This window comes from Spirochaeta isovalerica, from assembly GCF_014207565.1.
In the GTDB taxonomy this organism is placed as follows: Bacteria; Spirochaetota; Spirochaetia; order DSM-2461; family DSM-2461; genus Spirochaeta_F; species Spirochaeta_F isovalerica.
On the sequence record NZ_JACHGJ010000005.1, the window covers coordinates 153481 to 176262 of the forward strand.

General features: G+C 46.6%; 22 protein-coding genes. 10 read left to right on the top strand and 12 right to left on the bottom strand.

What is annotated here, in order from left to right; translation table 11 throughout:
* Nucleotides 1-96: 96 nt before the first annotated feature.
* Genes HNR50_RS13670 through HNR50_RS13690 form a run of 5 tightly spaced genes read right to left on the bottom strand, consistent with a single transcriptional unit; the run spans nt 97 to nt 5099 of the window.
* On the bottom strand, nt 97-1839 hold the full coding sequence (locus HNR50_RS13670) for an NADH-dependent [FeFe] hydrogenase, group A6 (protein ID WP_184747331.1): 1743 nt from the start codon (nt 1837-1839) through the stop codon (nt 97-99).
* A 26-nt stretch (nt 1840-1865) separates the two neighbouring features.
* The gene (gene nuoF / locus HNR50_RS13675) at nt 1866-3650 is read right to left on the bottom strand and encodes an NADH-quinone oxidoreductase subunit NuoF (protein ID WP_184747332.1); all 1785 of its coding nucleotides are present in this window, start codon (nt 3648-3650) and stop codon (nt 1866-1868) included.
* Nucleotides 3651-3661: 11 nt separating this feature from the next.
* Entirely contained in the window at nt 3662-4054 is a 393-nt protein-coding gene (locus HNR50_RS13680; protein ID WP_184747333.1) for a (2Fe-2S) ferredoxin domain-containing protein, read from the bottom strand.
* Between the two features lie 11 nt (nt 4055-4065).
* A complete protein-coding gene (locus HNR50_RS13685) occupies nt 4066-4620 on the bottom strand; it encodes an ATP-binding protein (RefSeq protein WP_281389110.1) in 555 nt (184 codons plus the stop codon).
* A 2-nt stretch (nt 4621-4622) separates the two neighbouring features.
* The gene (locus HNR50_RS13690; RefSeq protein WP_184747335.1) at nt 4623-5099 is read right to left on the bottom strand and encodes an NADH-quinone oxidoreductase subunit NuoE family protein; all 477 of its coding nucleotides are present in this window, start codon (nt 5097-5099) and stop codon (nt 4623-4625) included.
* A 159-nt stretch (nt 5100-5258) separates the two neighbouring features.
* Here HNR50_RS13690 and HNR50_RS13695 point away from each other — a divergent pair, with 159 nt between their 5' ends.
* The 5 genes from HNR50_RS13695 to HNR50_RS13715 all read left to right on the top strand — a co-directional run bounded on the left by HNR50_RS13695 (nt 5259) and on the right by HNR50_RS13715 (nt 9137).
* Nucleotides 5259-5594 carry an iron-sulfur binding hydrogenase gene (locus HNR50_RS13695; protein WP_425506745.1) on the top strand — a complete coding sequence of 112 codons (336 nt, stop codon included), beginning with the start codon at nt 5259-5261 and terminating at the stop codon, nt 5592-5594.
* Nucleotides 5591-6307: a PHP domain-containing protein gene (locus tag HNR50_RS13700; RefSeq protein ID WP_184747336.1), complete on the top strand. Its 717-nt coding sequence runs from the start codon at nt 5591-5593 to the stop codon at nt 6305-6307. Before HNR50_RS13695 ends, HNR50_RS13700 begins: the two co-directional genes overlap by 4 nt.
* Nucleotides 6308-6483: 176 nt before the next feature.
* Nucleotides 6484-7065 (top strand): hypothetical protein, encoded by a 582-nt coding sequence (locus HNR50_RS13705; RefSeq protein WP_184747337.1) that lies wholly within the window; start codon nt 6484-6486, stop codon nt 7063-7065.
* 69 nt (nt 7066-7134) lie between these two features.
* A complete protein-coding gene (locus HNR50_RS13710; protein ID WP_184747338.1) occupies nt 7135-7956 on the top strand; it encodes an LPP20 family lipoprotein in 822 nt (273 codons plus the stop codon).
* A gap of 41 nt (nt 7957-7997) precedes the next feature.
* The gene (locus tag HNR50_RS13715) at nt 7998-9137 is read left to right on the top strand and encodes a FecR family protein (RefSeq protein ID WP_184747339.1); all 1140 of its coding nucleotides are present in this window, start codon (nt 7998-8000) and stop codon (nt 9135-9137) included.
* A gap of 33 nt (nt 9138-9170) precedes the next feature.
* Here HNR50_RS13715 and HNR50_RS13720 read toward each other — a convergent pair whose 3' ends face one another.
* The 3 genes from HNR50_RS13720 to HNR50_RS13730 form a co-directional block, all read right to left on the bottom strand.
* Nucleotides 9171-10115 (bottom strand): aldo/keto reductase, encoded by a 945-nt coding sequence (locus HNR50_RS13720; protein ID WP_184747340.1) that lies wholly within the window; start codon nt 10113-10115, stop codon nt 9171-9173.
* An 8-nt stretch (nt 10116-10123) separates the two neighbouring features.
* A complete protein-coding gene (gene ychF / locus HNR50_RS13725; protein ID WP_184747341.1) occupies nt 10124-11233 on the bottom strand; it encodes a redox-regulated ATPase YchF in 1110 nt (369 codons plus the stop codon).
* 256 nt (nt 11234-11489) lie between these two features.
* Nucleotides 11490-13055 (bottom strand): DUF5312 family protein, encoded by a 1566-nt coding sequence (locus tag HNR50_RS13730; RefSeq protein WP_184747342.1) that lies wholly within the window; start codon nt 13053-13055, stop codon nt 11490-11492.
* Between the two features lie 59 nt (nt 13056-13114).
* Here HNR50_RS13730 and HNR50_RS13735 point away from each other — a divergent pair, with 59 nt between their 5' ends.
* Nucleotides 13115-14053 carry an epoxyqueuosine reductase gene (locus HNR50_RS13735; protein ID WP_184747343.1) on the top strand — a complete coding sequence of 313 codons (939 nt, stop codon included), beginning with the start codon at nt 13115-13117 and terminating at the stop codon, nt 14051-14053.
* On the opposite strand, the gene HNR50_RS13740 is transcribed toward HNR50_RS13735, so the two are convergent.
* The 3 genes from HNR50_RS13740 to mnmL are packed head-to-tail and all read right to left on the bottom strand — an operon-like array spanning nt 13995 to nt 15814.
* Nucleotides 13995-14369: a VanZ family protein gene (locus HNR50_RS13740; RefSeq protein ID WP_184747344.1), complete on the bottom strand. Its 375-nt coding sequence runs from the start codon at nt 14367-14369 to the stop codon at nt 13995-13997. The two genes, HNR50_RS13735 and HNR50_RS13740, sit on opposite strands and share 59 nt — an antisense overlap.
* Nucleotides 14369-14848, bottom strand: a complete 480-nt coding sequence (locus HNR50_RS13745) for a hypothetical protein (RefSeq protein ID WP_184747345.1) — start codon at nt 14846-14848, stop codon at nt 14369-14371. Before HNR50_RS13745 ends, HNR50_RS13740 begins: the two co-directional genes overlap by 1 nt.
* A gap of 45 nt (nt 14849-14893) precedes the next feature.
* Nucleotides 14894-15814: a tRNA modification radical SAM protein MnmL/YtqA gene (gene mnmL / locus HNR50_RS13750; protein ID WP_343060190.1), complete on the bottom strand. Its 921-nt coding sequence runs from the start codon at nt 15812-15814 to the stop codon at nt 14894-14896.
* 77 nt (nt 15815-15891) lie between these two features.
* Here mnmL and HNR50_RS13755 point away from each other — a divergent pair, with 77 nt between their 5' ends.
* The 4 genes from HNR50_RS13755 (at nt 15892) to HNR50_RS13770 (ending at nt 21680) form a co-directional block, all read left to right on the top strand.
* A complete protein-coding gene (locus HNR50_RS13755; RefSeq protein WP_184747347.1) occupies nt 15892-17097 on the top strand; it encodes a hypothetical protein in 1206 nt (401 codons plus the stop codon).
* Nucleotides 17098-17190: 93 nt separating this feature from the next.
* A complete protein-coding gene (locus HNR50_RS13760) occupies nt 17191-18291 on the top strand; it encodes a sn-glycerol-3-phosphate ABC transporter ATP-binding protein UgpC (protein WP_184747348.1) in 1101 nt (366 codons plus the stop codon).
* Between the two features lie 124 nt (nt 18292-18415).
* The gene (locus HNR50_RS13765; RefSeq protein WP_184747349.1) at nt 18416-20200 is read left to right on the top strand and encodes a methyl-accepting chemotaxis domain-containing protein; all 1785 of its coding nucleotides are present in this window, start codon (nt 18416-18418) and stop codon (nt 20198-20200) included.
* A gap of 58 nt (nt 20201-20258) precedes the next feature.
* Complete coding sequence (locus HNR50_RS13770) at nt 20259-21680, top strand: LysM peptidoglycan-binding domain-containing protein (RefSeq protein ID WP_184747350.1); 1422 nt, start codon at nt 20259-20261, stop codon at nt 21678-21680.
* A gap of 75 nt (nt 21681-21755) precedes the next feature.
* Here HNR50_RS13770 and HNR50_RS13775 read toward each other — a convergent pair whose 3' ends face one another.
* A complete protein-coding gene (locus HNR50_RS13775) occupies nt 21756-22778 on the bottom strand; it encodes an LPP20 family lipoprotein (protein WP_184747351.1) in 1023 nt (340 codons plus the stop codon).
* Nucleotides 22779-22782 lie beyond the last annotated feature (4 nt).

The following is a 22782-nucleotide window of genomic DNA, read 5'->3' on the forward strand; positions in this document are numbered from 1 at the left end:
TATCCACTGCAGATTGAAATAAAAGGGTCAATTCGACACGGTCAAAAAAAAAGGACTGCCCCGAAAGGCAGCCCAAAAGAACTATCACAAAGCGACTTACTTGGAGTAAATCGGTCTTTCCTGGTATTTGGTGTGAAGAAGCTCATGAGATTTGTGACTCATCGGCGCGCCGAGGAAATCCTTGTAGATTCTGGCAATTTCCGGGTTGTCGTGTGATCTTCTGGTCACACATTTCTCATCGTCATTGTAGAGACCGGCAACGCGCTGGGCCCTGACCGTATCGTTCGTATTGTAGGGCTGACCGCCACCGGCGATACATCCCCCGCGACAGGCCATAACTTCGATAAAGTGGTAAGGAGGCTCTTCGCCTTTCTCTTTCGCTTCCCGTACTTCGTTGAGAATCTCTTCTACATGAGCCATTCCGTGAGCTACGGCAACTTTGATTTCCGTACCGGCGAAGTCGACGACTCCTTTTCTGACACCGGCCATACCTCGGACGGCGTGAACGTTCATGTCTTCCAGTTCATTATCGGTGACCAGTTTATAGGCTGTTCTAACGGCCGCTTCCATAACACCACCGGTTACACCGAAGATGGTACCGGCACCGGAATATTCTCCGATGGGACTGTCGGCGTCTTCCTCTTCGAGACAATCGAAGCAGATACCGGCGGCTTTGATCATTCTGGCCAGCTCTCTGGTTGTCAGAACCAGATCCATATCCTGTTCTCCGGAAGCCCACATATTATCGTCTCTGGTAATCTCGTATTTCTTGGCCGTACAGGGCATGATCGCAACAGTGTAGATATCTTTAGCGTCTTTCTTGATCTGATCGGCGTAATAGGTCTTGGTCATGACCCCCTGCATCATCATAGGCGACTTCGCAGTTGAAAAATGAGGAATCATATCATTGGCGTATTTTTCCATATAGTCAGTCCATGCGGGACAGCATGAAGTGATCTGGGGAAGAACTCCGCCGTTTTTAATTCTGTGTACCAGTTCGCTTCCCTCTTCCATAATGGTGAGGTCGGCGGAGAAGTTTGTATCGAAAACAGAATCGGCACCGAGTTTTCTCAAAGCCGCATAGATTTTTCCGGTTACAAGCGTACCGGGCTCCATTCCGAAAGCCTCACCGAGGGCGACACGGACGGCGGGAGCAATCTGTACGGAGACATGTTTGCTCTCATCGCGGACAGCCGCAAGGAATTTTTTGGTTTCGTCTTTTTCATAAATGGCACCGACAGGACAGTGCGCGGAACACTGACCGCATTTGATACAAGGGCTCTCGTTAAGGAGCACGCCGCCTGCGGGAGCGATTCTGGTTTTATGACCTCTCTCAAGGAACTCGAGAGCCCAGACGTTCTGGAGCTGCTGACAAACAAGAGCACAGCGTCCGCAGCTTACACATTTGCGGGGATCCAGCACTATGGAGGGAGTCGACTTGTCCGCTTCGATATCCTTGATATCCATTTCATAAGGGATTTCCCGGATTCCGAAATCTCCCGCAAGGCTCTGCAACTCACAAGTGTTGCTTCTGCCGCAGGTGAGACATTCCTGGGGATGATTGGCAAGAATCATCTCAAGAACAGTCGTTCTGATCTCCTGAAGCTCAGGATCGTGCGTAATATAGTTCTGACCTTCCACAACTTCGGTGGCGCAGGCTCTGACCATTTTGGGCGATCCCTCGACCTTGCAGACACAGAGTCCGCAGGCAGCCCAGGCGTCGAGGTCATCGTGCGCACAGAGGGCGGGAATCTTTATTTCATCTGCCAAAGCCGCTTTCAGGATGCTTGTACCTGCTTTAACCTGAAGGGGCTTACCGTTTAATTTAATATTTACCATTTCCACGTGTATTTCTCCTTAAGTTCCTACGATACAAGCACAGCGCCGAACTTACAGCTGTCATAGCAGGCACCGCACTTAACACATCTGCTCTGATCGATAACATGAGCCACTTTTCTGTCACCGGTAATACAGTTGACAGGACATTTTCTAGCACAAACCGTACATCCGATACATTTGCTTTCATCGATGGAGTATTGTACGAGATCCTTACACTTGCCGGCACGGCATTTGCCGTTATGGATGTGCTCGAGGACTTCGTCTTCAAAAGCGTTCAGAACAGAGAGAACCGGATTGGGAGCTGTCTGCCCCAGACCGCAGAGGGAGGCTTTCTTCATGGCCTGCCCCATATCCTTCATTTTCTGAAGATCTTCGATATCGCCTTTGCCTTTGGAGATCTTATCGAGAATCTCATAGAGTTTCTTCGTTCCGATTCTACAGGGAGCACATTTACCGCAGGACTCTTCCACACAGAAGTCGAGGTAGAACTTGGCTACGTCAACCATACAGTCGTCTTCGTCCATAACGATCATACCACCCGATCCCATCATGGAACCAACGGAAATAAGGCTGTCAAAGTCGATCGGGGTATCAAGGAAGTCTTCTGTAAGTACACCGCCCGAAGGTCCGCCGGTCTGTACGGCCTTGAATTTCTTGCCGCCGGGGATTCCGCCACCGATATCGAAGACGATTTCTCTCAGTGTGATTCCCATGGGAACCTCGATGAGGCCGGAGTTTTTGATTTTACCGGTCAGGGCGAATACTTTCGTTCCCTTGGATTTTTCCGTACCGAACTGAGCGAACCAGTCTCCGCCTTTGGAGATGATTACCGGAATATTGGCATAGGTTTCCACGTTATTGATAACTGTCGGCTTACCGAAAAGGCCTTTTGCCGCGGGAAATGGCGGCTTGGGAATAGGCATACCTCTTTTACCTTCAATGGATGCGAGAAGAGCTGTTTCCTCTCCGCAGACGAAGGCTCCCGCTCCGAGTCTGATTTCCAGATCGAAGGAGAAATCGGTACCGAGAATATTATCACCGAGAAGCCCTCTTTCGCGGGCCTGATCCATGGCGATTTCCAGCCTCTTGATTGCCAGGGGATATTCCGCTCTTATGTAGATGGCTCCCTTATCGGCGCCGACGCATTTTCCGGCAATTGTCATGGCTTCGATAACCGAATGCGGGTCCCCCTCGAGGGTGGCTCTGTCCATGTAGGCACCGGGGTCTCCCTCATCGGCGTTACACACGACATATTTCTGATCGGATTCGATTCTCTGAGTGAAGCTCCATTTGAGCCCTGTGGGGAAACCGGCCCCACCCCGTCCTCTCAGACCGGACTTGTTCAGTTCATCGAGAATCTGCTCGGGAGTCAGTTCGAAAAGAGCTTTTTCGAGCCCCATGTAACCATCTCTCGCAATGTACTCATCAATGCTTTCCGGATCAATAAGACCACAGTTTCTCAGTACGATTCTTTCCTGTTTCTGGTAGAACTTGATATTTTCAGGTTTGAAGTCTTTCTTTCCTTCCTCTTTATAAAGGAGGCGGTCAACCATTCTGCCTTTTACGATATTTTCAGAGATAATCTCTTCCGCATCGTCGGGCTTGACTTCAACGTAAAACGCTTCATCGGGAAGGACCTTAACGATGGGCCCTTTTTCACAAAATCCGAAACAACCTGTTTTGACAATCTGCAGATCATTGCTGACACCCTGAACCTCAGCCTGGTGGAGAAGGGATTTATAGATATCGTTTCCCTTTGCAGATTCACAGGCAGATCCGCCACAAACTAATACATAATTTTTTACGGCCATTCTATCCTCTCTTACTGCTCTATAATATCCGCTGCCGGCTTGTCGTAAACGTGTTTATTGACAAGACGCCCGTCCACGATATGCTGCCGTACAATCTTTCGGGCAACTTCCGCATCAACATTTCCATAAATGGTATTGGGAATTCCGGGAGACCGGACTTCGACTGTAGGCTCTACGTGACAAAGCCCCATGCATCCGGCCTGGCGGATAATGACATTCTCATTACCGACTTTCTTCAGTTCGTCGAGCAGTGCGTCAACGACATCCTTGGCTCCCGCAGCGATTCCGCAGGTACCCATTCCCACAATGACAAGGGTATCTTTACCCTCTGTATCTCTCTGAGCGGCTTCCTGTTTTTTAGCCTCTCTCAATTTTCTCAATTCTTCCAAAGTCATTTTCGACATTTTTCAATCTCCTAAGATAGCAAGTCTTCTTCCTGGCTGTTGATAAAATCCCTGAGAAGCCCCAGCGAAGCGGCGCTCTCGAGATCACCCAGGACATCCAGCATCTCATTCCTGTTCACCTGATAGGACAGCTCTCCACCGTCTTTCGACAATGACCGGACAGCCGTCAGATCGTAATCCCCCTGAAAACACAACACCTGGTAAAGAAGCGAAACTATATGGCCCGTAGGCGGTGTATCGATATTGGCCAGATTAAACCGTATATCGATCTCCGTCCCTTTGTTCTTTTCAGACCTGATGTCAAACTGTCCGTCTGTCATGGTCACGGTCTGAATCAGAAACGGCAGGCCCAGCCCCACTTTCCGGTGCTTGTGCTTGATTCCATCGGTATAAAAGGGATCGGTAGCCCTTTTAAGCTCATCATCAGTCATACCGCAGCCGTCGTCTCTGATTGAAACCTCAAGGCTGTCTGCCGACTGGTTCATATTCAGTTGAATATGAGATGAACCGGCTTCAATGGAATTCTGGATCAGATCCATTACACAGTCACACAGGGTGTAGTGCATCTCTATTCGGTGTACTTGGCAACAACCGCCGGCAGCTCATCGGTACTGAGCTTTCCGTAAACATCACCGTTAACCGTGAGAACGGGCGCCAGTCCGCAGCATCCGATACAGCGAACCGCTTCCAGTGAAAACTGTCCGTCTTCCGTCGTGCTGTTGACTCCGATGCTGAGCAGGTTTTCCAGTTCCTGAATGAGGTCTTCTCCCCCTTTCAGGTAACAGGCCGTACCCATACACACGGCAATCTGGTTCTTCCCGGGTTTTTCGAGTTTGAAAAAATGGTAGAAAGTGATAACTCCGTAGATTTTCGCGAGGGGAACATCAAGCATGCGCCCCAGTTCAATGGCAATAGTCCTCGGTATAAAACCGTACTCTTCCTGTGTTTTGTGAAGAATCATGATAAGATTTCCCGGCTTATCTCTCCATTCTTCCACAAAGGCTGCCAGAGCATCAGTAATCTTATACTCTTCAGTAGTCTGCATGGAACCTCCCTAAAGTCCTTTTTGTAATAGTGAGCAAATAGTAAGTTGATTCGATAAATTTTTCAAGAATAAATCCTGCAATTATATAAAAGTTTATCAATTGTTTACATTTTTTCCTCCCGGTGGTATTATTTGATGCCCGGGATGAGGAGAAATGAAGTGAAGCTGAAGAGCATTAATCAAATTTTAGGTTATGAGACGATTGTTGAAAATAGCAAAAATGATTTTTTTTCCAATGCGTATACTTCTGATCTTTTAAGCGATGTCATGGGCAATGCACCGGCTGATTCTGTACTGATAACTATACAGGCCCACAAGAATACCATTGCTGTAGCCACCCTTGCGGAAATAAGGGCCATTATTCTCTGCAACGGCCGGACGGCGCCGGACGATATGATCGAAGCCGCCGCCGGTGAAAACATCTCCATTTACAGAACTGATGACAATCAATATGAAGCGTCCTGGAAAATAAAAGGACTGCTCGACGGGGAATGATCCTGAAATGCGACCTCCATATCCATTCCTGTCTCAGTCCCTGCGGATCTCTGGAAATGTCCCCTTCGGAAATAGTGAAGACCGCCCTGGAAAAGGGTCTTGATGTTATCGCCGTGGCTGACCACAACACGGCGCTCAACAGTCCGGCCATTGAAAAGTTATGCCGGGGAACGGCTCTGACGCCTCTCTTCGCCATTGAAGCGACCAGTTCCGAAGAATTTCATTCGCTTTGCCTTTTCCCCACAGCGGAAAGGGCTGTCAGTTTCGGGCAGATGCTCTATGAAAACCTGGTTTCTCTGCCTAATAATCCGGAAAAATTCGGAGATCAGGTTTATGTCGATGAAAATGATAATATTCTTGGAGAACTGGAGAAATATCTGACAGGAGGAGCTGTAAGCTTTTCCAGCGACCGTCTTCTGGAACTGGTACACAGAGAAGGCGGCCTGTTCATTCCCGCCCATATTGACCGCGCTGCTTTCAGCCTGACCAGCCAGTTGGGATTTATTCCCCCCGACCCCTATGATGCCCTCGAAATCACAAACTGGCCTCCGCCCGAAGGGGTGGGAAACCTGCCGCTTATCTGCGACTCAGATGCCCACTACCCCGAGGATATGGGCAAAAGGTTTTTCTATCTGGAAAGCCCCGATAAAACGGCTGAAGCCATTCTCCTGGCGATAAAACAGGGCCGGACCAGATTATCCATCGCCAAATAAATGTCCCTTCTTCCCCTGCAGCGCAGGAAAAAAGAAAAAATATTGTTTTTGATATTTTTTTGCCATATATTTTGACAGTTAGTTATTAAAAACTTGTTATAAAGTTTGAATCCTGTTACCGGCAGCATTAAAATATACAAGGTAGCAGAGTTAAAAACTCATTAAGGAGACTGAAAATGAAAAGAACAGGAATTGCACTTTCAATTCTTACAATTTTAATGGTGATTGCTTCATGCGCTTCTTCAGCACCTGTCGCACAGGTCGAGGAGCCACCGGAAAGAAGAGATCTTCCTCAATTCTTCCTCAATCCTCCCATGTATGAAGATCAGATCGTCGGTCTGGGAATGGCGAAAATGTCCAGTGACAATGTTTCCCGGCAGACAGCCGTTATGAGAGCCAGAACTGATATCGCTTTCCAGATGGATACGCGGGTGGAAGCCATGATGACAGACTACTTCCAGGAAGCGGGATCGGGTGATGAGACACAGGCTATCCAGTTTGTTGAATCCATTTCCAAACAGATTGCCAATATCGATCTTCAGAACGCCAAGACAGTTGAAGTCTATGCCGCAATGGATGGAACCTGGTACGCCATGGTTACCTATCCCATACGCCAGCTTGTAACAGAAGTGGGCAACCTCTTCGAAAGAAACGAAACAGCGGCTTTCGCCGAGTTCAAAGCCGATGAAGCTGCCAGGAGACTGGAAGCATCACTGGAAGACAAACCCCTCGTCTCTACAGTTAACGAAGAAATGTAATCGGGTTTTTTCATTTTGTAATACAACAGGTATGGCTACTCCATACCTGTTTTTTTTCGGAGCATAAACATGAAAAAGGATTTCCTGCCTTTGCTGATCATTTTTCTCATTCTGAGTCAGTCAGGATGTTTAACCCGGCCGCCCGTTACTGCGGTAGAGATTTCTGATGAAGATATGGGTCATCATGAAGATTCGACACCGTCTCTTAAAGATTTATCCTATGACACATCCCCTCTGGAGGGGGAATTCCGCATAGCCGCATTGGCGCCGAGATTCCAGTTACCGGAAGACGAGACGAGATATGCCCTCGCCAACGCGGGTCGGCAGATGTCCATATACAATGGAGCCCGCGTCAGATTCGCCAAGATTATGGATCAGAATGTCATCGGAACCGTGCAGGATCAGAAAGTCGATGTACTTTACGACCGGGACATGGCTCTGTCATACATAGAGGATATGACCGTTATTGGTGAAACCCGCGACCCCGATGCCTATGCGGCTCTTGTTTCCCTGAAGGGAGACACTCCGGAAAACTTGCCTCAAACAGAGCTGATACCCGGTGTCAGACCTTCATGGATAAACTCTCCCCCTGAAAGCGGCCAGTATATTTTTGGTGTGGGAGTCAGCGGCAGGCGGAGATCAGTCTTCGAATCTTTCTATCAGGCGGATAATCTTGCCATGGCGGAAATCGCGGCTTTTATAGAGACATCAATCTATTCGGGGATCGCCAATATTGAGCGCACCGGTGAAAGCTATAATGAGTCTACGACATCTTCCCAGACGGTAAACTTGTCCGATGTCTATATTGAGGGGATGATTGTTATCAGCCGCTGGCGCGAAGCGGACAACAGTTTCTTTTATTCGCTGGCTGTAGCTCCAAAACCGGATTGAGTTCTTGTATAATCATTTTTCAGGGATATAATGGTATTATTATGAAAAGAATATTTATAACCTTGCTATTACTCCTCCTTCTGGCTGCCGGTATTTTCTCTCAGGATATGAACCAGAGAGCTGTCATACTCTATCTGGAGGGATCGGTTGACATAAGCCGGAACGGAGACTATCTCGATTGGGCTGACGTCGATATGGGTACGGAAATTGAAAACTACGACCTGATTGAAACAGGAAGCGACGGTTATGTGGAAATAGAAGTTTCCACACCGGTTTCTCCCGGGGTTACCCTTAAGATCCAGCCGGATACGACGTTTTACTACGATACGAAGAAAGTAAGCGGTTCGACTAAGACCAGTTTCCAGCTCCTGGCCGGAAGCATGGGGATGAAAGTGCAGAAACTCTATAACGACAGCGAACTGGACATTCAGGTCAACAACAGCGTTATGGGTGTCCGCGGTACAGAATTCATGGTCACTTCAACGGTTGACGGCTCCACTCTGGTAACGACCACAGAGGGACGGGTTTCCTGTAAAAATGATGCAGGAGAAGAATGGTTTTCCACTCCCGGAACAGTTTGCCAGACAACTGATAACGGGCAGTACAGGGAAGTGGCCGTAGCGGTGGACCAGGTTGAATCCTACAGGGTCAACTGGCAGAAAGAGAGAATCGATATTCTCCGGTCCAATCTCTCTGTCTCCCTCAATCACTACACCGAACTTTACAACAACTATTACAATCGCTTCGACAGAAGCTGGCGCAACCTCGAAAGCAAAGATGATATTTTTCAGAAATGGGCCGGATATATCATGAATGGGAACCGCCCCTCCATGTCGGAAGCGGTTCTCAGCAAACAGTCTGTTTCAAGAGAAATTATGGAACTGCGCTCTGTTCTTCCTATTTTTCAGCATACATTTTATGTACTGGAAGAATTGGGGAAAGCCTATAATGAGGGATACGGTCAGAATATAAGCAGACAGAGAAAAACCCTTTTGAATCATTATTTCGACAACTACAGGGAAACGCGTAGAAGACTGACGAAATCGCTTTTCTATTTCAGAATTTACCTTGAGATGGGCAAGAGAATAACCAATTCCGATTACAACACGGAAGGCCTGCTCGACGTAACATCGGGATCCAATATGCTAATGGGGCCTCCGACACCGAATGCGCCGTTCTAATGAAAAAAAACCGGAGTCAAACCTCCGGTTTTTTTATTGATCTGCTTTTTTCGGTCCGAGAAGAAAATCGACAGCATCTGTGAGAATCGAAGACTCCCGGATATTTGTCGGAGACAGGCTCTTCCCTTTTTCCCGGAACGTGAGAAGCTCTTCTCTCATTCTCTTCCAGTTGGAATTGATCTCCTCACGGCTATAGTGTTCAAAATGATCCACAGCTGATATGGCCTGATCTATCTGATAGGGCGTGGAAAGCTTCGTGACTATTGTGCTGATATAGTCATTGGACATGAAAAAATGAATGGAAGCTTCCAGAAAAGTCTGGTTTTCCGACGTGAGGATAAAATCAAAAAGCTCCTGCCGGGATTCAAAAAAATCCGTTCCGAAGGGATTGAGAACGGCCAGCCCCATGTTATAGCCCGTAAAAGACTGCACCATGTCCTTGTTAAAAAGAAGCCTGATTCCCGAATGCCCCAGAGTGATGCCCTCGAAAGGGAGGTTCTCTCCCAGACCGGCTATTTCCTGCTTCCCCATATTGGTTGAGATCACAGCATGGCGTATCAATCCCTGATCGATCGCCTTTCTGATTCCCGATAGGAGAGAAGCGTCGCCTCCGGCAGTCAGCTGCTCTTCGGAAAAGATTCTCCAGAGCTGATAAAAGTCAATCGTATCCACATCGAGTCTGCGGAGAGACCCGTCAAGATCGCGAAGCAGATCATCGCCGTTAACGGCCATTGTCCGGGAGGCGAGATTAAAGGGATGTCCCGTTTTTCTCATTTCCACAATAGCCTGCGCCAATGCACGCTCTCCTGTTCCGCCGAAGGCAAAGGGAGATGAATCAAAGTAATTCACCCCTTTGTCAAAAGCATGGTAAATGGAGGCGCTGTATTTGGACAGTTCTTTTTCATCGTAAAAAGCCGTTGTGGATATTCCGAGAACCGAAACCATCCTGCCTGTCGCGCCGTAAGGTCTGAACTGCATAACCGTTCCTAAACGTTGAATTTGAAGTGCATAACATCGCCGTCCTGCACAACATATTCCTTTCCTTCGATTCGGAGTTTACCGGCAGCCTTGATCTTCTGCTCCGTTCCTTCCTGAAAGAGATCGTCACAGTGAAAAACTTCAGCTTTGATAAAGCCTCTTTCAAAGTCTGAGTGGATCACTCCGGCGGCCTGAGGAGCCTTGAAACCTTCATGGAAGGTCCAGGCGCGGTCTTCCGTCTCACCGACCGTGAAAAAAGTACGGAGCCCCAGTTCAGTATAAGCCGTGCTTATCAATTTCGAAAGACCTGACTCTTCCAGACCGGCCTCTTGGAGAAAAACGGCTCTCTCTTCATCATCATCGAGCGATGCGATATCGGCTTCCAGGCGGCCGCAGAGGACGATGGCCTGGGTCTGTTCCTTTTCAGCGATCTCTTTTACGGCTCTGACATAATCCGATTCGCCGTCAAGACCCTCTTCATCGACGTTACAGACAAAAATCTGCTTCTTCTGTGTAATGAGATGAAGATCGTATATGAGGCTAAGTTCATCGTCAGTCAGTCCCATGGAGCGAACGGATTCGCCGTTTTCCAGATGCTCTTTCAATCTTTCAAGAAGCGGAGCCATGGCAAGGGCTTTCTTCCTGACATCCTTATCGCCGCTTCTGGTAAACCGCTCGTTTTTCTGGATTCTGTTTTCCACTGTGGCCAGATCGGCAAATGCCAGCTCGATATTGATTGTTTCAATATCTCCGGCCGGATCGATTTTATTATTAACATGAATGATGTCGTCATTCTCAAAACAGCGGACCACATGGACAATCATGCCCACTTCGCGGATATTGGCCAGAAATTTGTTCCCCAGCCCCTCGCCTTTCGAAGCGCCTTTAACGAGACCGGCTATATCGACAAACTCAACAATAGCGGGAACGATTTTCTTCGTTGGCACGAGCTCCACGATTTTATCCAGCCTCTTATCCGGTACATTAACAATTCCCACATTGGGATCTATTGTACAGAAAGGATAATTTGCCGCTTCGGCGGGAGCGGAAGTTAATGCCGAAAAGATAGTCGACTTACCAACATTGGGAAGCCCGACTATACCGCAATTCAAACCCATATATATTCCTTTTTCAATCTTTCAATTCAGTTTCAGGCGATACTAACACAAAACAGCCGCCGGAGAAAACAGAGAGGTACCGGATCAGTCCCGAATTCTTTTCGATTTTACAAAAGAGGGGCAGTCCCTTCCGGTATTTTTTTTAACTTCCACCGATGGAAACTGAACAGACTTTATACCGAACATCTTGCATCCACGGGGAAAAGACAGGTCCCAGGTAACGTAATAATGTTCACACTGCAAACAATTGGGAGCCCTACTGGCCATCGACATTCTTGACATATCCCTGGAGTAGCTGAACGAGATAGTAAATCTGCTTGTAGTGTTTTGAAATTTCCTGCTCGATACTGAAATCGGCGTGGGCTTCAAGCTCCTTCCAGTTAACGACCACTTCGCCCGTGTTCCTTTTGTAATCGCTAAGGGCGTTCTTCAGATTCTTTCCAATATTGATCAGGCCGTTGGCGGAACGGTTCAGAATATCCCGGGCCTGATTGTTCACATCTTCGAGGGTCGTGACAAGGGCGTTCATGGCAAGAGAATCGCGATCCGCGGTCCGTATGGATTTTTTAATTCTGCTGCCGTAAGGTCCATCATCGCTGATAGATTCATCAAAGGCGAGCAGTTCGTCGGATAGAGCCATCAGCTCATGGAAAGTTTCGGAAAACTGCTGGGAGAGAAGATTTGTCGTCCATTTCCCCTGGATCAGCAGAAGATCGACAACTTTTCTTGTATGGGTTTTAAAATAATCGAGAAAATAAGCTTTCAGACAGTTAATCGGCTCTACGTATATAAAACCGCCCATAACTTTTTTCTGAAAAGTCAGATTGGCTTTCTCCGTATAGTATTTGGTCCGGAATATATCGGTCCGGTTGAAAACGGCCATGAGTAAGGAATCGATTTTGCGGGCTTTCTTTTCATTCATGATCCCCTTCATCGTCTCTTCAGCTTTCTTGCGGATCTCATTGAGATAGGGTTCGACAATCTCCTGCTGGGATTTCGATATTTTAACCGAATAATAAGGATCTTCATCGAGGTGCTTTATCAGCAGATCGAGAAAACCGGATTTCTGGAAATCTTTTTTCCTCTGAAGTACTTTTTTCCAGCCCGGCAGGCTGATAATATCTATATTCCGGTAGGTTTTGAGGATTTTGAATATGGTTTCCCAATCAACAGAATCGTCAATCAGAGGAAGAAGGACATTGAAATCCTTCAGGTCCTCGAGAATATACTCTCCGCTTATTTCATCAAACTTGGGAATGTACTGGAATTCCCTTTCCGGCATACCGGAGTCGAATTTCTTCAGAAGAAAGAAATAATCGTAATTTATGAAATCCTGAAAGAACAGGAGATTCGTATAGAGTATATTGATGTTTTTGACTAGATTCATATCAAAAAGGGAGAAAAGCTGAACAAGTTCCTCTTTCACCATGGGGACGAGTTCTTTAATTTCGATAGACTCCCCTCTTATACGCAAGGATTCTTCGCTGAGGTTATCCAGAAGTTCCAGCTGTTTCTCGTTCATGAAATTGACGATGAAAGCCTTTTTCAGGACTCCCGATTTATTTATATTTTCCAGAAACACCTGAGCCGGTCCGACGACCTGATAGATTTCATGGAACATTTTCGCCAGAGAGGGCTGAACAGAATCGCCCCTGAGCTTAAAATATTTACTGTGTTTTTTCAGTTCCTTGCGGATATCTTTGAGCAATCTTTTCTTTTCCCGGTCAGGGTCGTTGTTGCCGAAAAGAATGTTAATGATCTTTTGAAAAAAACCCGCCGCGTCGCTGTCATCATTCTGTAGAGAAAGATTGTCATTACTCATAGAATAAATGTAGTATAAAACTTGATAAGCAGTCAATTAAAACTATAAACGGGCTGAAAATGAATTACAAAAAGAACATAATCGAATATTTCAGGATTGAAGGATTTACCGCCCCCCGTTTTCTGAAAAATACTGACGGGGAAGGAACCGTGATAATAGCGGCCTTTCCCGTTAGAATTCCACGGGAGAAATCCGGATCTGGACTCAGAATTGCCCCTTTTGCCGCAGCGAATCACTACAGGGAAGCCGTAAACAGATTGAAAAAGATATCACTGTTATTGAGAGAGCAAACCGGACTGACCAAAAAGGATATTCGCTTGTTCTGCAACTCAACACTTGAGGAGAAGCGCTTTGCCTCACTCGCCGGGTTGGGTTTTATCGGAAGAAACAGTCTGATAATAACGAAGGAATGGGGTTCGCGGATAATCCTGGCCGGCATGATCCTACCTTTTCATCTGGAAGAGGATACCCCTCTGGAAAACGGATCGATTGCCGGAGCTCTGTGCGGCAGCTGCCGCCGCTGCATGAAGGCATGCCCGACAGGAGCGATAGAAAGAAGCGGTGAAATCAATAGGGATAAATGCCTCCAGTCGCTGACGACTGACAGCCGGGTCATTCCCGAATGGATTATGGAGAAGTGGGGGAACCGCCTCTACGGATGCACTATATGCCAGGACTGCTGCCCTTTCAACAAATCTGTGGAATCGCCCGAACCTGACGGCATAACCGGCGATGTAAACGGACCCTTATCCTTTGAATCAGTTCTGGCCGTCGATGACAGCACGCTCAAGGAGAATCTGAAAGGAACAGCGCTGGGAATGTCATGGATTACTGCGGAAAACCTGAAGAGAAACGCTCTTATTTCAGCATCCTTCTGCAGGGATTCTCAGGAAGCAGCCGGACGCATTCCCATAGTTGAATCCTATACAGGGCATCCGGTTATCGCTTACGCTGCCATCTGGTCTTTAAAGAGGCTGAAGAAAAAAGCCGGCCAATGAGCAAACCGGAAACAGCTCCGATAAAATCAGCGGTGAAGTCGGCCAAATCCATCATCCGGCCGATTTGAGACTGAAGGATTTCAAGCCCGCCGCCGAGCGCAATAGAGAAAAGAAGCACAGCTGCAAAGCTCTTTGAGCCGACGCCCCACTGCTTTAAAGTCAAATGCATTGATAAGGCCAGAACGAAATAGGCGAATGCATGCTCCAGCTTATCCAGATGGGAAAAAGAAGGACCAGCAGGGAGAGATGTGACCGACAGGAAAACAATCAGAAAAATAACAACAGCGGTAATAGTGGAATAGATGAACCTTTTCATCAGTCCGATGTCAGCAGCTGTCCCAGAGACTGAAGCTCAGGCATCCTCTCATAAACAGGAGCCTTTACCTTATGGGATTCCTTGTCCAGCTGGACGACTCTCATATACAGATCGCTGACGTCATCGGCCAGCACGCTCATATTGGTTTTAAGATTATCGACTGCCAGCATCTGCAGAATCTTCTCATCTCCGGGAGCCTTTCCGCTGAGGGAGCCGCGCAAATAGGGATAGACTTCCTTGCGGACTTTATAAATGTAAGTAGCCAGAGCCAGGATTCCCGAATACAGTTCATCGAACCGATACCCGTGCAGTTTAAAAGTGTCCACCTTCTCCGTAAGAGGCTGCATAGCCATTCTTGTGTTGGGAGGCAAATCCATAGAAATGAGAGCGGTACGAACGTAACTGTTGTTAATACTGCTTTTAAAATGCTCAGCCAATCTCTCTATTACAGAGATTGTCTGCATATCTTTTACGGGCAATTTCCGACTCCAGTGATTTTTTGAAGATCAGTATATCTTATAGTTCTAAAAAAAAACACCCTGTTTTGTTCCTCTCCTGAGTAATTCTTCACGAAGCCTGTTGTATATAATGGTCTTGTCGAGCATAGCACCGGGAACAACATGACGCTGATGAGGAGTATCGGTCGTCAGCCGCATGACCACAGTCTCCGGAGGTATCCTCTCCACGGCATCGGCCAGGTACCGGACATGACCGGCGCTTGAGGGGATAGCCATTTCTCCGGCCTCGAGCTCCTGGAACATAGGCGTGTCTGACGGTATATGGAGATTATGGAATTTAACCCCTTCCGGCTTTAGCGACGCGACATAGCGGACCGAATCCATCATCATACTTCTGTCCTCGCCGGGAAGTCCGAAAATCAGATGAACAGCGATTTTCAATCCATGGCTCCTCAGGCGGTAAAAAGCCTTCTCAAACTGATCGCGGTCGTGGCCTCTGTTGATCCGCTTCAGTGTTGCGTCATGGGCCGACTGCAATCCCAGTTCAACCCAGACATCAAAATCCGCCCTTTTATATGAAGCCAGAAGACGGCATACGGCATCGCTGAGACAATCGGGACGGGTAGAAACTATCAGTTCTCTGAAATCTCCGAGAGCCAGGCTTTCATCATAGAGCTTTCTCAATTCTTCGACAGGAGCCCAGGTACTGGAATAGGCCTGAAAATAGAGCATAAAAACCTTTGCATCGTAACGGGATTTCAGTACCTTGAGGTTCCGCTCTATCTGTTCGCCGACCCCCTGCTCAGTCTCGCCGATATAGGCGGAACGGGATCCGAAACTGCTGCAGTAGGAGCATCCCGGCAGAGTCCGGTTCTTTCCCCTGTTGGGGCAGGAGAATCCTCCGTCTATCGAGACCCTGTAGGCAGTCTGTCCGTATTTCTCCCGCAGATAGCGGCTGTAATTCAAAAAAGGTTCTTCCGGTTTCACTGTTTCATTATCTCCCCTATAAGTGAACCTGTGCAAGCGGGATTGACAGATCATTATCTCCTGCATACAGTATCTCTATGAAAAGGCCGATGCTCTTCGCGATACTGATATCTCTACTCTTTTTTTCCTGCGGCAACAGCAGCTCCATCATTCTCTGGAGCGATAAGCCGGAATTAGCTGACGCTGTTGAACTGTATAATATGAACGGATCGGAATACAGAGTTATATTCCAGTATAAAGAAGATCTCGTTTCCTCCTTTTTTAAAGAAGAGACAAAGCCGGACATTATAATCGGGGAAGATCTCTCAAACAGCACTGTTAAAAACGAGCTGATAGATCTGAATGAAGCACTTAAATCCGGTACGGGTTTTGCCGATTTGCTCACGACGCCGTTAATTTCCGGTACAGAGAGGGGCGAAGAGTACCCGCTAGTCCCTCTGTCCTACTCTCCCCTGACCATAGTTTACAGAAAAAACAGCAAGCGGATTGAGGGGAATTCCATATTTCTGAATATAAATGAGATCCTCGACCTTGGGATCCAGTTCAATGAAGAAAAGAAGCGGGGATATTCGCCATACTGGGACGAGAATTTCCTTCTGGCATTCCTGGATTTGAATGGAACATCTTTCCGGGAGGGAAAGGAAAATCTGCTGGAGTGGAACAGAGAAGCACTGGAAAGTTCTACGGATTTTCTCGGCGACTGGCAGATCCGGAACGGAGGCCTGGAATCGATGGACGCCTTCAACAGCAAGTATTTGTATGATAACAGGATCAAACTTCTGAAGGAGGGGAGGATTCTCTTCTCCGCCTATAATCTGGGAGACTATATGGCTCTTTCAGATTCCATGATCCGCATCCTCGATTTTTCTTATGTATCATACGGGGAAAAGATGCATCCCGGTGTTGTTGTATACGGAGGCATTAATAAAAAAAACCGCTCTCTTGAGCAGTCAGCGCTTTTTATGAACTGGCTTCTGGAAAAGGGAAATCAGGAATTGATTATTTCTTCGGCCATAAGGAACGGTACGGGAAGTTTCGGGTTTCTGGGAGGTCTTTCCTCTTTTGATGATGTCAACCGCGGAATAATAACTGCATACTACCCCGTTCTGGAAGGGAAAATTCCCTTTTCCTCCTATCTTCACTCAGAACCCGAAAAGCCGGTCGAATACAAAAAGGTACAGAATGAGCTGATTACCCGCTGGCTCAGAGACGAACGGAAAGGCAGTGCGGAAACCCTTGATGTCGCTTTTGATAAATGGAGAAAACTGAGAATACCCTTCTAGCTGACCGATATACCAATCTGTTTAAATATTTGACAACGGCGGCATTTCATTATATGATCTTGAACTATAAGATAAATAATATGGAGGTATACCGTGGCAGAAGTGATTCTGGAAAATGTATCCAAGGTATACGACGGTAATGTAAAAGCTGTCGACAAAGTTAACATCCATATCAACGATCAGGAATTCGTAGTACTGGTCGGGCCTTCCGGATGTGGAAAATCAACAACATTGAGAATGGTTGCCGGTCTTGAGGACATCACTGATGGTGAACTCAGAATTGACGGCAAGAGAATGAACGAAGAGGCTCCCAAGGACAGAGATATAGCAATGGTTTTTCAGAACTATGCACTCTATCCTCACATGTCTGTATACGACAACATGGCCTTCGGTCTCAAGATCAGAAAGTATCCCAAAGACCAGATTGAGAGCCGTGTACAGGAAGCAGCTCACATCCTCGACATCGAAGAGCTTCTGGAAAGAAAGCCGAAAGCCCTTTCCGGTGGACAGAGACAGAGGGTTGCCGTAGGTCGTGCCATTGTGCGTAAACCTAAAGTATTCCTTTTCGATGAGCCCCTTTCCAACCTCGATGCCAAACTGAGAGTTCAGATGAGAGCGGAAATTTCCTCTCTTCATACAAGACTCAGCGCGACAATGATCTATGTAACCCACGACCAGGTTGAAGCTATGACCATGGGTGACAAAATCGTTGTTATGAAAGGCGGAGTTATCCAGCAGATAGGTTCTCCCCTCAAACTCTATAACGAGCCTGTCAACAGATTTGTTGCCGGTTTCATCGGATCTCCTCCCATGAACATTACCGTTGCAAAAATCGTTGAAGAAGGCGGAAAGCTTATGGCTAAAGAAGCCGGGTTTGAAGTGACGATCACCGGTGACGTAGCCGAAAAAATGAAATCTTACGCTGGAAAAGAAGTTCTTATGGGAATCAGACCCGAGGATCTCGAGTTTACTACAAAACCTGCGGCGGGAATGAACCTGAACGCAACAGTAGAAGTCATCGAGCCTCTTGGTGCTGAAACACACCTCTTCGTTAACACTAAAGATCACTCAGTTATCGCCAGAACATCTCCCGATAACATCTTTAAAGTTGGCGACGAAGTAAACTTCACACCCAATCTCGATAAAATCCATTTCTTCGATCTTGAAACAGAAACATCTATTCTTTTTGCATAAGTTCGATGGAATAAAGAAAAGCCGGTTTCCATACCGGCTTTTTTTTTACCCTTTCTCTCCTGGAGGAAATTCAAAGAACATTGATTTCCCCCCGATATTACGTTAGAATTCAACTGAGCTCAGAATGAAAGACGACATACAGCAAATTAAAGAAAAACTGATAAAACGGTTAAATGAACTTGTTGAAAAAACCGAAGAAATATACCTCAACCTCGGAAGAGATTATCCTCAGCTGCTCCAGGAACTGAACCGGAGCATAAGCGAATCTTCCGAGTCTGTTAACAGCGCTGGCCGGTTTAGCTCAGCCGGATCAATCGATGCGATCATTGATGAAGCCTCCCAGATAACAATCCAGTTCAAAGACTCCTTATTCGCCATATACAAAAGAGACGGAGAGCTCTTTGAAATTATCGAAAGAGGAATATCCGAAATGGGTGTTCTTTCCGGAGTTATAGCCAATATAAAAGAAATATCCATTGAAATGGAGCTTATTTCGCTTAATGCCATGACTGTGGCCCTGAAATCGGGAACAGCCGGTAAAGCTTTCTCGTTTATTACTGATGAATTGAAAAAACTATCGGCACAGACAATTCGTCTTACCGATCAGCTTACTGATAACGGAACCACGCAACTCAACAGTTTTGAACTCTATCGAAAAAAAATCTCCGAAGCCGGAGAAAAACAGAAGAGTCTCAATTCCAGGCTGGACAGCCACCTAGAGCAGGCGTTTACAACATCAAGCATGGCCCTGAAGGATTCCAGCGAAATAATGCAATCACTTTCCCGCAGTTCGAAAGATATACAGCCCCCTCTTATGCGCATTATGGAAGAAGTTCAGCTTCAGGATATTATCAGGCAGTCAATCGACCACATATATATTTCTCTTGATCAGTTCAAAGCAATTGAAAGCAGCTGGTCAGAAGAGGAAAAGCTCGACGAGCTGGCATTCAGAAAGATTCTGCCTGATTTGTGCTTTTCCGTACTTGAAGACGTCAAGAAAGAACTTAAGGGCAGTCAAACCGTATTCGAAGAGCAATCGGCTCTGGTAAAATCTCTTCTGGACTCACTTGAGGAGCGCAGAGCATCTTTTGTCAATTCCAGCCTTGACGCTTCAGGCCGGGAGGGCAGAAGCATTACAGCACTGAGAGAAGAATCAGCCGGAAGAATAGAAGAAATGATTCATGACGTGAATCAATCAATTAAAATGAGTCAGGATATTTCTGAAGAGGGAATTAAGCTCATTCGCGACCTTCTGATACTTCAAAGGCAATTCCTCTCCTTCGAGCCGATTATAACCCGCTTTCACAACATCATCGTCGCCTCGAAAATTGAAGTTGCCAAACAGGCCGCCCTGGGCGATATGAAAGGAACTGTCTCCAATATGACGGATCTGACAGAGGGTATCGATAACGACATTTCACGGGCTCTCGATACGATTAAGCATTTTCTGAAGACCACAGAAAAAACGATTGGAGAGTATTCTCTTGTTATCCGCAAAGAGATGCCCGAATTAAAAAATCTGACATCCAGAACAGCTGATAACCAGGCTCAGTTAAGCGAAATTACCGATACTCTGATTGAAAACCTCCGGTCTTTCCGATTGTTCACGCCGCGCTTTTTCACTCTATACGGAGAAACTGAAAGAAACCGGAAAAAGCTGAAAGAGCTTGAAGAGGGGATTTCCCATATGGAAACTCTCTTGAACACTATTAGAAATAATGCAAACGAAGGTTACGCTTTACTCGGGGGAAATACCGATATTGAAAACTGGACGATTCAGAACGAAAGACTGGCAAATATTATTAATAAATTCACTATTTTCACCCATAAGAAAACAGCTTCCGATCTCGCCGGAACTGCAGTAGAGGCAGAAGAAGCTGCCGAGAGCGGAGAAGTGACATTCTTTTAATTTTTCACTATATTTGACGAGGGAAATTGAACATGATAGACTTCCAACGGAGGGCAAAATGAAAAAGACCTTGATATATGTGACCCTTATTTTATTGCTTCTCATGATTACCGGATGTGCATCCGATCCTGAAACTCCACCGGAGGAACCGGTTGAGGAAACCGTTATAGAAGAGCCTGAACCAGTGGTAGAGGAGCCGGAAGAAACTCCTCCTCCCGAAGAACCGGTTGAAACTGTTGAGTCAGTCAATCCGGAAGAGATAAAGGCTGTCGAAGAAGCTGTTGAAAGAGCCGACCAGGCAGGTGCCCGCACGTACGCTGCGGATCTGTTCCTCGAAGCCAACGAAAAGCTTGAAGAAGCGAAATCTCTTGCAGAGACAGATCCGGACCGCTCAAGAGAACTTCTGGCCCAGGCCGCTTCAAAGGCTGATGAAGCCTACCGCCTATCCATTGACAGTCAGGTTTCGGAAAAAGTGACGAAACTGAGACTTCTGGAAAAACAGCTGATTGAAATAGAAGCGGAAAAGTACGCTCCGGAAGACTATAAAATTGTCAAAGACCGGGCGGATCTGCTGATTACCTATCTCGATGAAGAAGATTATGCCCGGGCTGACAGACAGTATGGCTCGACTCTGCGAGCCATGCAGAACCTCTATGATACGATTGATAATAATATCCGTTGGATCAAAATTCTCGACCGCGATACCAATGCTTACATGAGTGACGCAGAGGAAAAGGAAGCTTTTCTCTGGGCTCCTGAAGAACTGGAAAAAGCCAATTACTACTACTCCGATGGTATTTCCTACTTCAATAACTACAAACTGTCAGACAGTGAGAAAGCTCTTAAGGAAGCGAAATACTGGGCATTTACAGCTATTCGCCTTAGCGAGAGACGCAAAAGACTGAGCCAGACTGACGAATTGATGATGTCCGCTCTCGAAGAGCTTGAAAAAGCATCGAGAAACCGCGTTATGGAAAATGACGGAACAATCCGCGAAGCCTCCCCCTGGGAAGGTAATGAGTTTATCGAAGAAAATCCCGCTGAAGACACGAAAGCCGATAACTATGAAGAAGAAGGATCCTCCCTTAAAGATTTTGATCCCGATGCACAGCAGAGTGATGAAAACGCCATGATTATCGACGGGAAGACAACTGTTCTCGGTGACGAACAGCAGATGACTCTTCTGGAGCAGGCCATAGAATTGTGGAAACAGGGAGTGAAAGCCAGAGCCGAAGGCAAATACGATATAGCCGATGAATACTTCAAACAGTCAAAAGCTTATTCGGAAGCCTACTCGGCCAATGCGATTGCCAATGAGTACATTGTCAAAAAGAGAGACACTCTCTGGGCCATTTCGGCTATGAAAGAGAACCTCGGAGATCCCTTCCTCTGGACGAAAATCTGGAGAAGAAACAGCCTGATTATCGAAAATCCGGATCTTATTTATCCTGGACAGAAGCTGATCATTCCTCCGAAATAAGAAAATGCAGTTAGCAAAAAAAAGCAGCCAGAAACCGGAAGCGGTTAAGGCTGCTTTTTTTTAATTCTCTAAAAATTATTGAACAAAACTGTCAAAATAATCGATCAGCTTTCCAACCAGCTCTTTCTTCACTACTTTTTCGATTTCCAGATACGCTCTGTTCTCTACATCGGACAGGGACATAGCAGAAACTCGATCATTTTCTTCCAGAGAAACAACCGGAAGACCCTGCTCATCTGCAATATCAATATTCAGATAATACTTCATATTTTCATACTTGTTATCGAGCTTAACCGTTTCCAGAGAAACAGAGCCGCTTACCGATAAGAGGCCTGCCGGATCGATGACAAATCCCAGAGAAGTGAGTTCATCGGCAATAACAGCACTGACGTTACCCGTTACGTCATTTTCCACAAAGACCCGGAAGGTCATGGATTGAGCCAGTTCCCTTCTGCTGTTGCGGATATCATCCAGATCATAGGACATCATAACGGTACGGCTCATCATCATATTGATAATTTCCAGTTGCTCTCTGAGGCCCCTATTCGCCTGAGCGACAACATAGGCGGCATCGAGATAAGCATATTTTCGCAGCAGCGAACTCTGCTCGCCGGATCGGGAAAGAAAGGAGCGCACTGTCTGATCATTTTCCATAATCCTTCCCCGATAAATCTGTGCCGTTTCCTGTCTGTCTATATAAGCGATGACATGGACCTGGCCCAGTTCATTGGTCCAGGATTCACCGAAATTGACATTTATCAGCTCCTGATCCGCCAACTGTGTGATGTTTTCATCAAAATTGGTTTCTTCAGAAGTCTGGACCGAACCGCCTGAGGAGAATTCCTTGTAACGGGTCTGTACTGTAGTTTCGACCTTAATGCTGGTTTTGAAAATCTGGGCCAGAGAAGCCGCGGCATTGCGCTTTGCATCCTTCAGAGAGGCGCCCTGACCGATTTCAACCATATAATCTTTTTCCGGATAAAGACTGTGCTTATCGTCCATCCAACCCGGTCGCCGGGTTGAAGAACCCGATGTGGTAACACAGGAGAAGAGAAGAAGCACGATTGTCAGAATACCTGCAATTTTTAATAATTTCATATAA

Bases quoted from the DNA above. Each gene is read 5' to 3' on its own strand.
- HNR50_RS13670 (WP_184747331.1), bottom strand. From the start codon at position 1,839: ATGGTAAATATTAAATTAAACGGTAAGCCCCTTCAGGTTAAAGCAGGT.
- nuoF (WP_184747332.1), bottom strand. From the start codon at position 3,650: ATGGCCGTAAAAAATTATGTATTAGTTTGTGGCGGATCTGCCTGTGAA.
- HNR50_RS13680 (WP_184747333.1), bottom strand. From the start codon at position 4,054: ATGTCGAAAATGACTTTGGAAGAATTGAGAAAATTGAGAGAGGCTAAA.
- HNR50_RS13685 (WP_281389110.1), bottom strand. From the start codon at position 4,620: ATGCACTACACCCTGTGTGACTGTGTAATGGATCTGATCCAGAATTCC.
- HNR50_RS13690 (WP_184747335.1), bottom strand. From the start codon at position 5,099: ATGCAGACTACTGAAGAGTATAAGATTACTGATGCTCTGGCAGCCTTT.
- HNR50_RS13700 (WP_184747336.1), top strand. From the start codon at position 5,591: ATGATCCTGAAATGCGACCTCCATATCCATTCCTGTCTCAGTCCCTGC.
- HNR50_RS13705 (WP_184747337.1), top strand. From the start codon at position 6,484: ATGAAAAGAACAGGAATTGCACTTTCAATTCTTACAATTTTAATGGTG.
- HNR50_RS13710 (WP_184747338.1), top strand. From the start codon at position 7,135: ATGAAAAAGGATTTCCTGCCTTTGCTGATCATTTTTCTCATTCTGAGT.
- HNR50_RS13715 (WP_184747339.1), top strand. From the start codon at position 7,998: ATGAAAAGAATATTTATAACCTTGCTATTACTCCTCCTTCTGGCTGCC.
- HNR50_RS13720 (WP_184747340.1), bottom strand. From the start codon at position 10,115: ATGCAGTTCAGACCTTACGGCGCGACAGGCAGGATGGTTTCGGTTCTC.
- ychF (WP_184747341.1), bottom strand. From the start codon at position 11,233: ATGGGTTTGAATTGCGGTATAGTCGGGCTTCCCAATGTTGGTAAGTCG.
- HNR50_RS13730 (WP_184747342.1), bottom strand. From the start codon at position 13,055: ATGAGTAATGACAATCTTTCTCTACAGAATGATGACAGCGACGCGGCG.
- HNR50_RS13735 (WP_184747343.1), top strand. From the start codon at position 13,115: ATGAATTACAAAAAGAACATAATCGAATATTTCAGGATTGAAGGATTT.
- HNR50_RS13740 (WP_184747344.1), bottom strand. From the start codon at position 14,369: ATGAAAAGGTTCATCTATTCCACTATTACCGCTGTTGTTATTTTTCTG.
- HNR50_RS13755 (WP_184747347.1), top strand. From the start codon at position 15,892: ATGAAAAGGCCGATGCTCTTCGCGATACTGATATCTCTACTCTTTTTT.
- HNR50_RS13765 (WP_184747349.1), top strand. From the start codon at position 18,416: ATGAAAGACGACATACAGCAAATTAAAGAAAAACTGATAAAACGGTTA.
- HNR50_RS13770 (WP_184747350.1), top strand. From the start codon at position 20,259: ATGAAAAAGACCTTGATATATGTGACCCTTATTTTATTGCTTCTCATG.
- HNR50_RS13775 (WP_184747351.1), bottom strand. From the start codon at position 22,778: ATGAAATTATTAAAAATTGCAGGTATTCTGACAATCGTGCTTCTTCTC.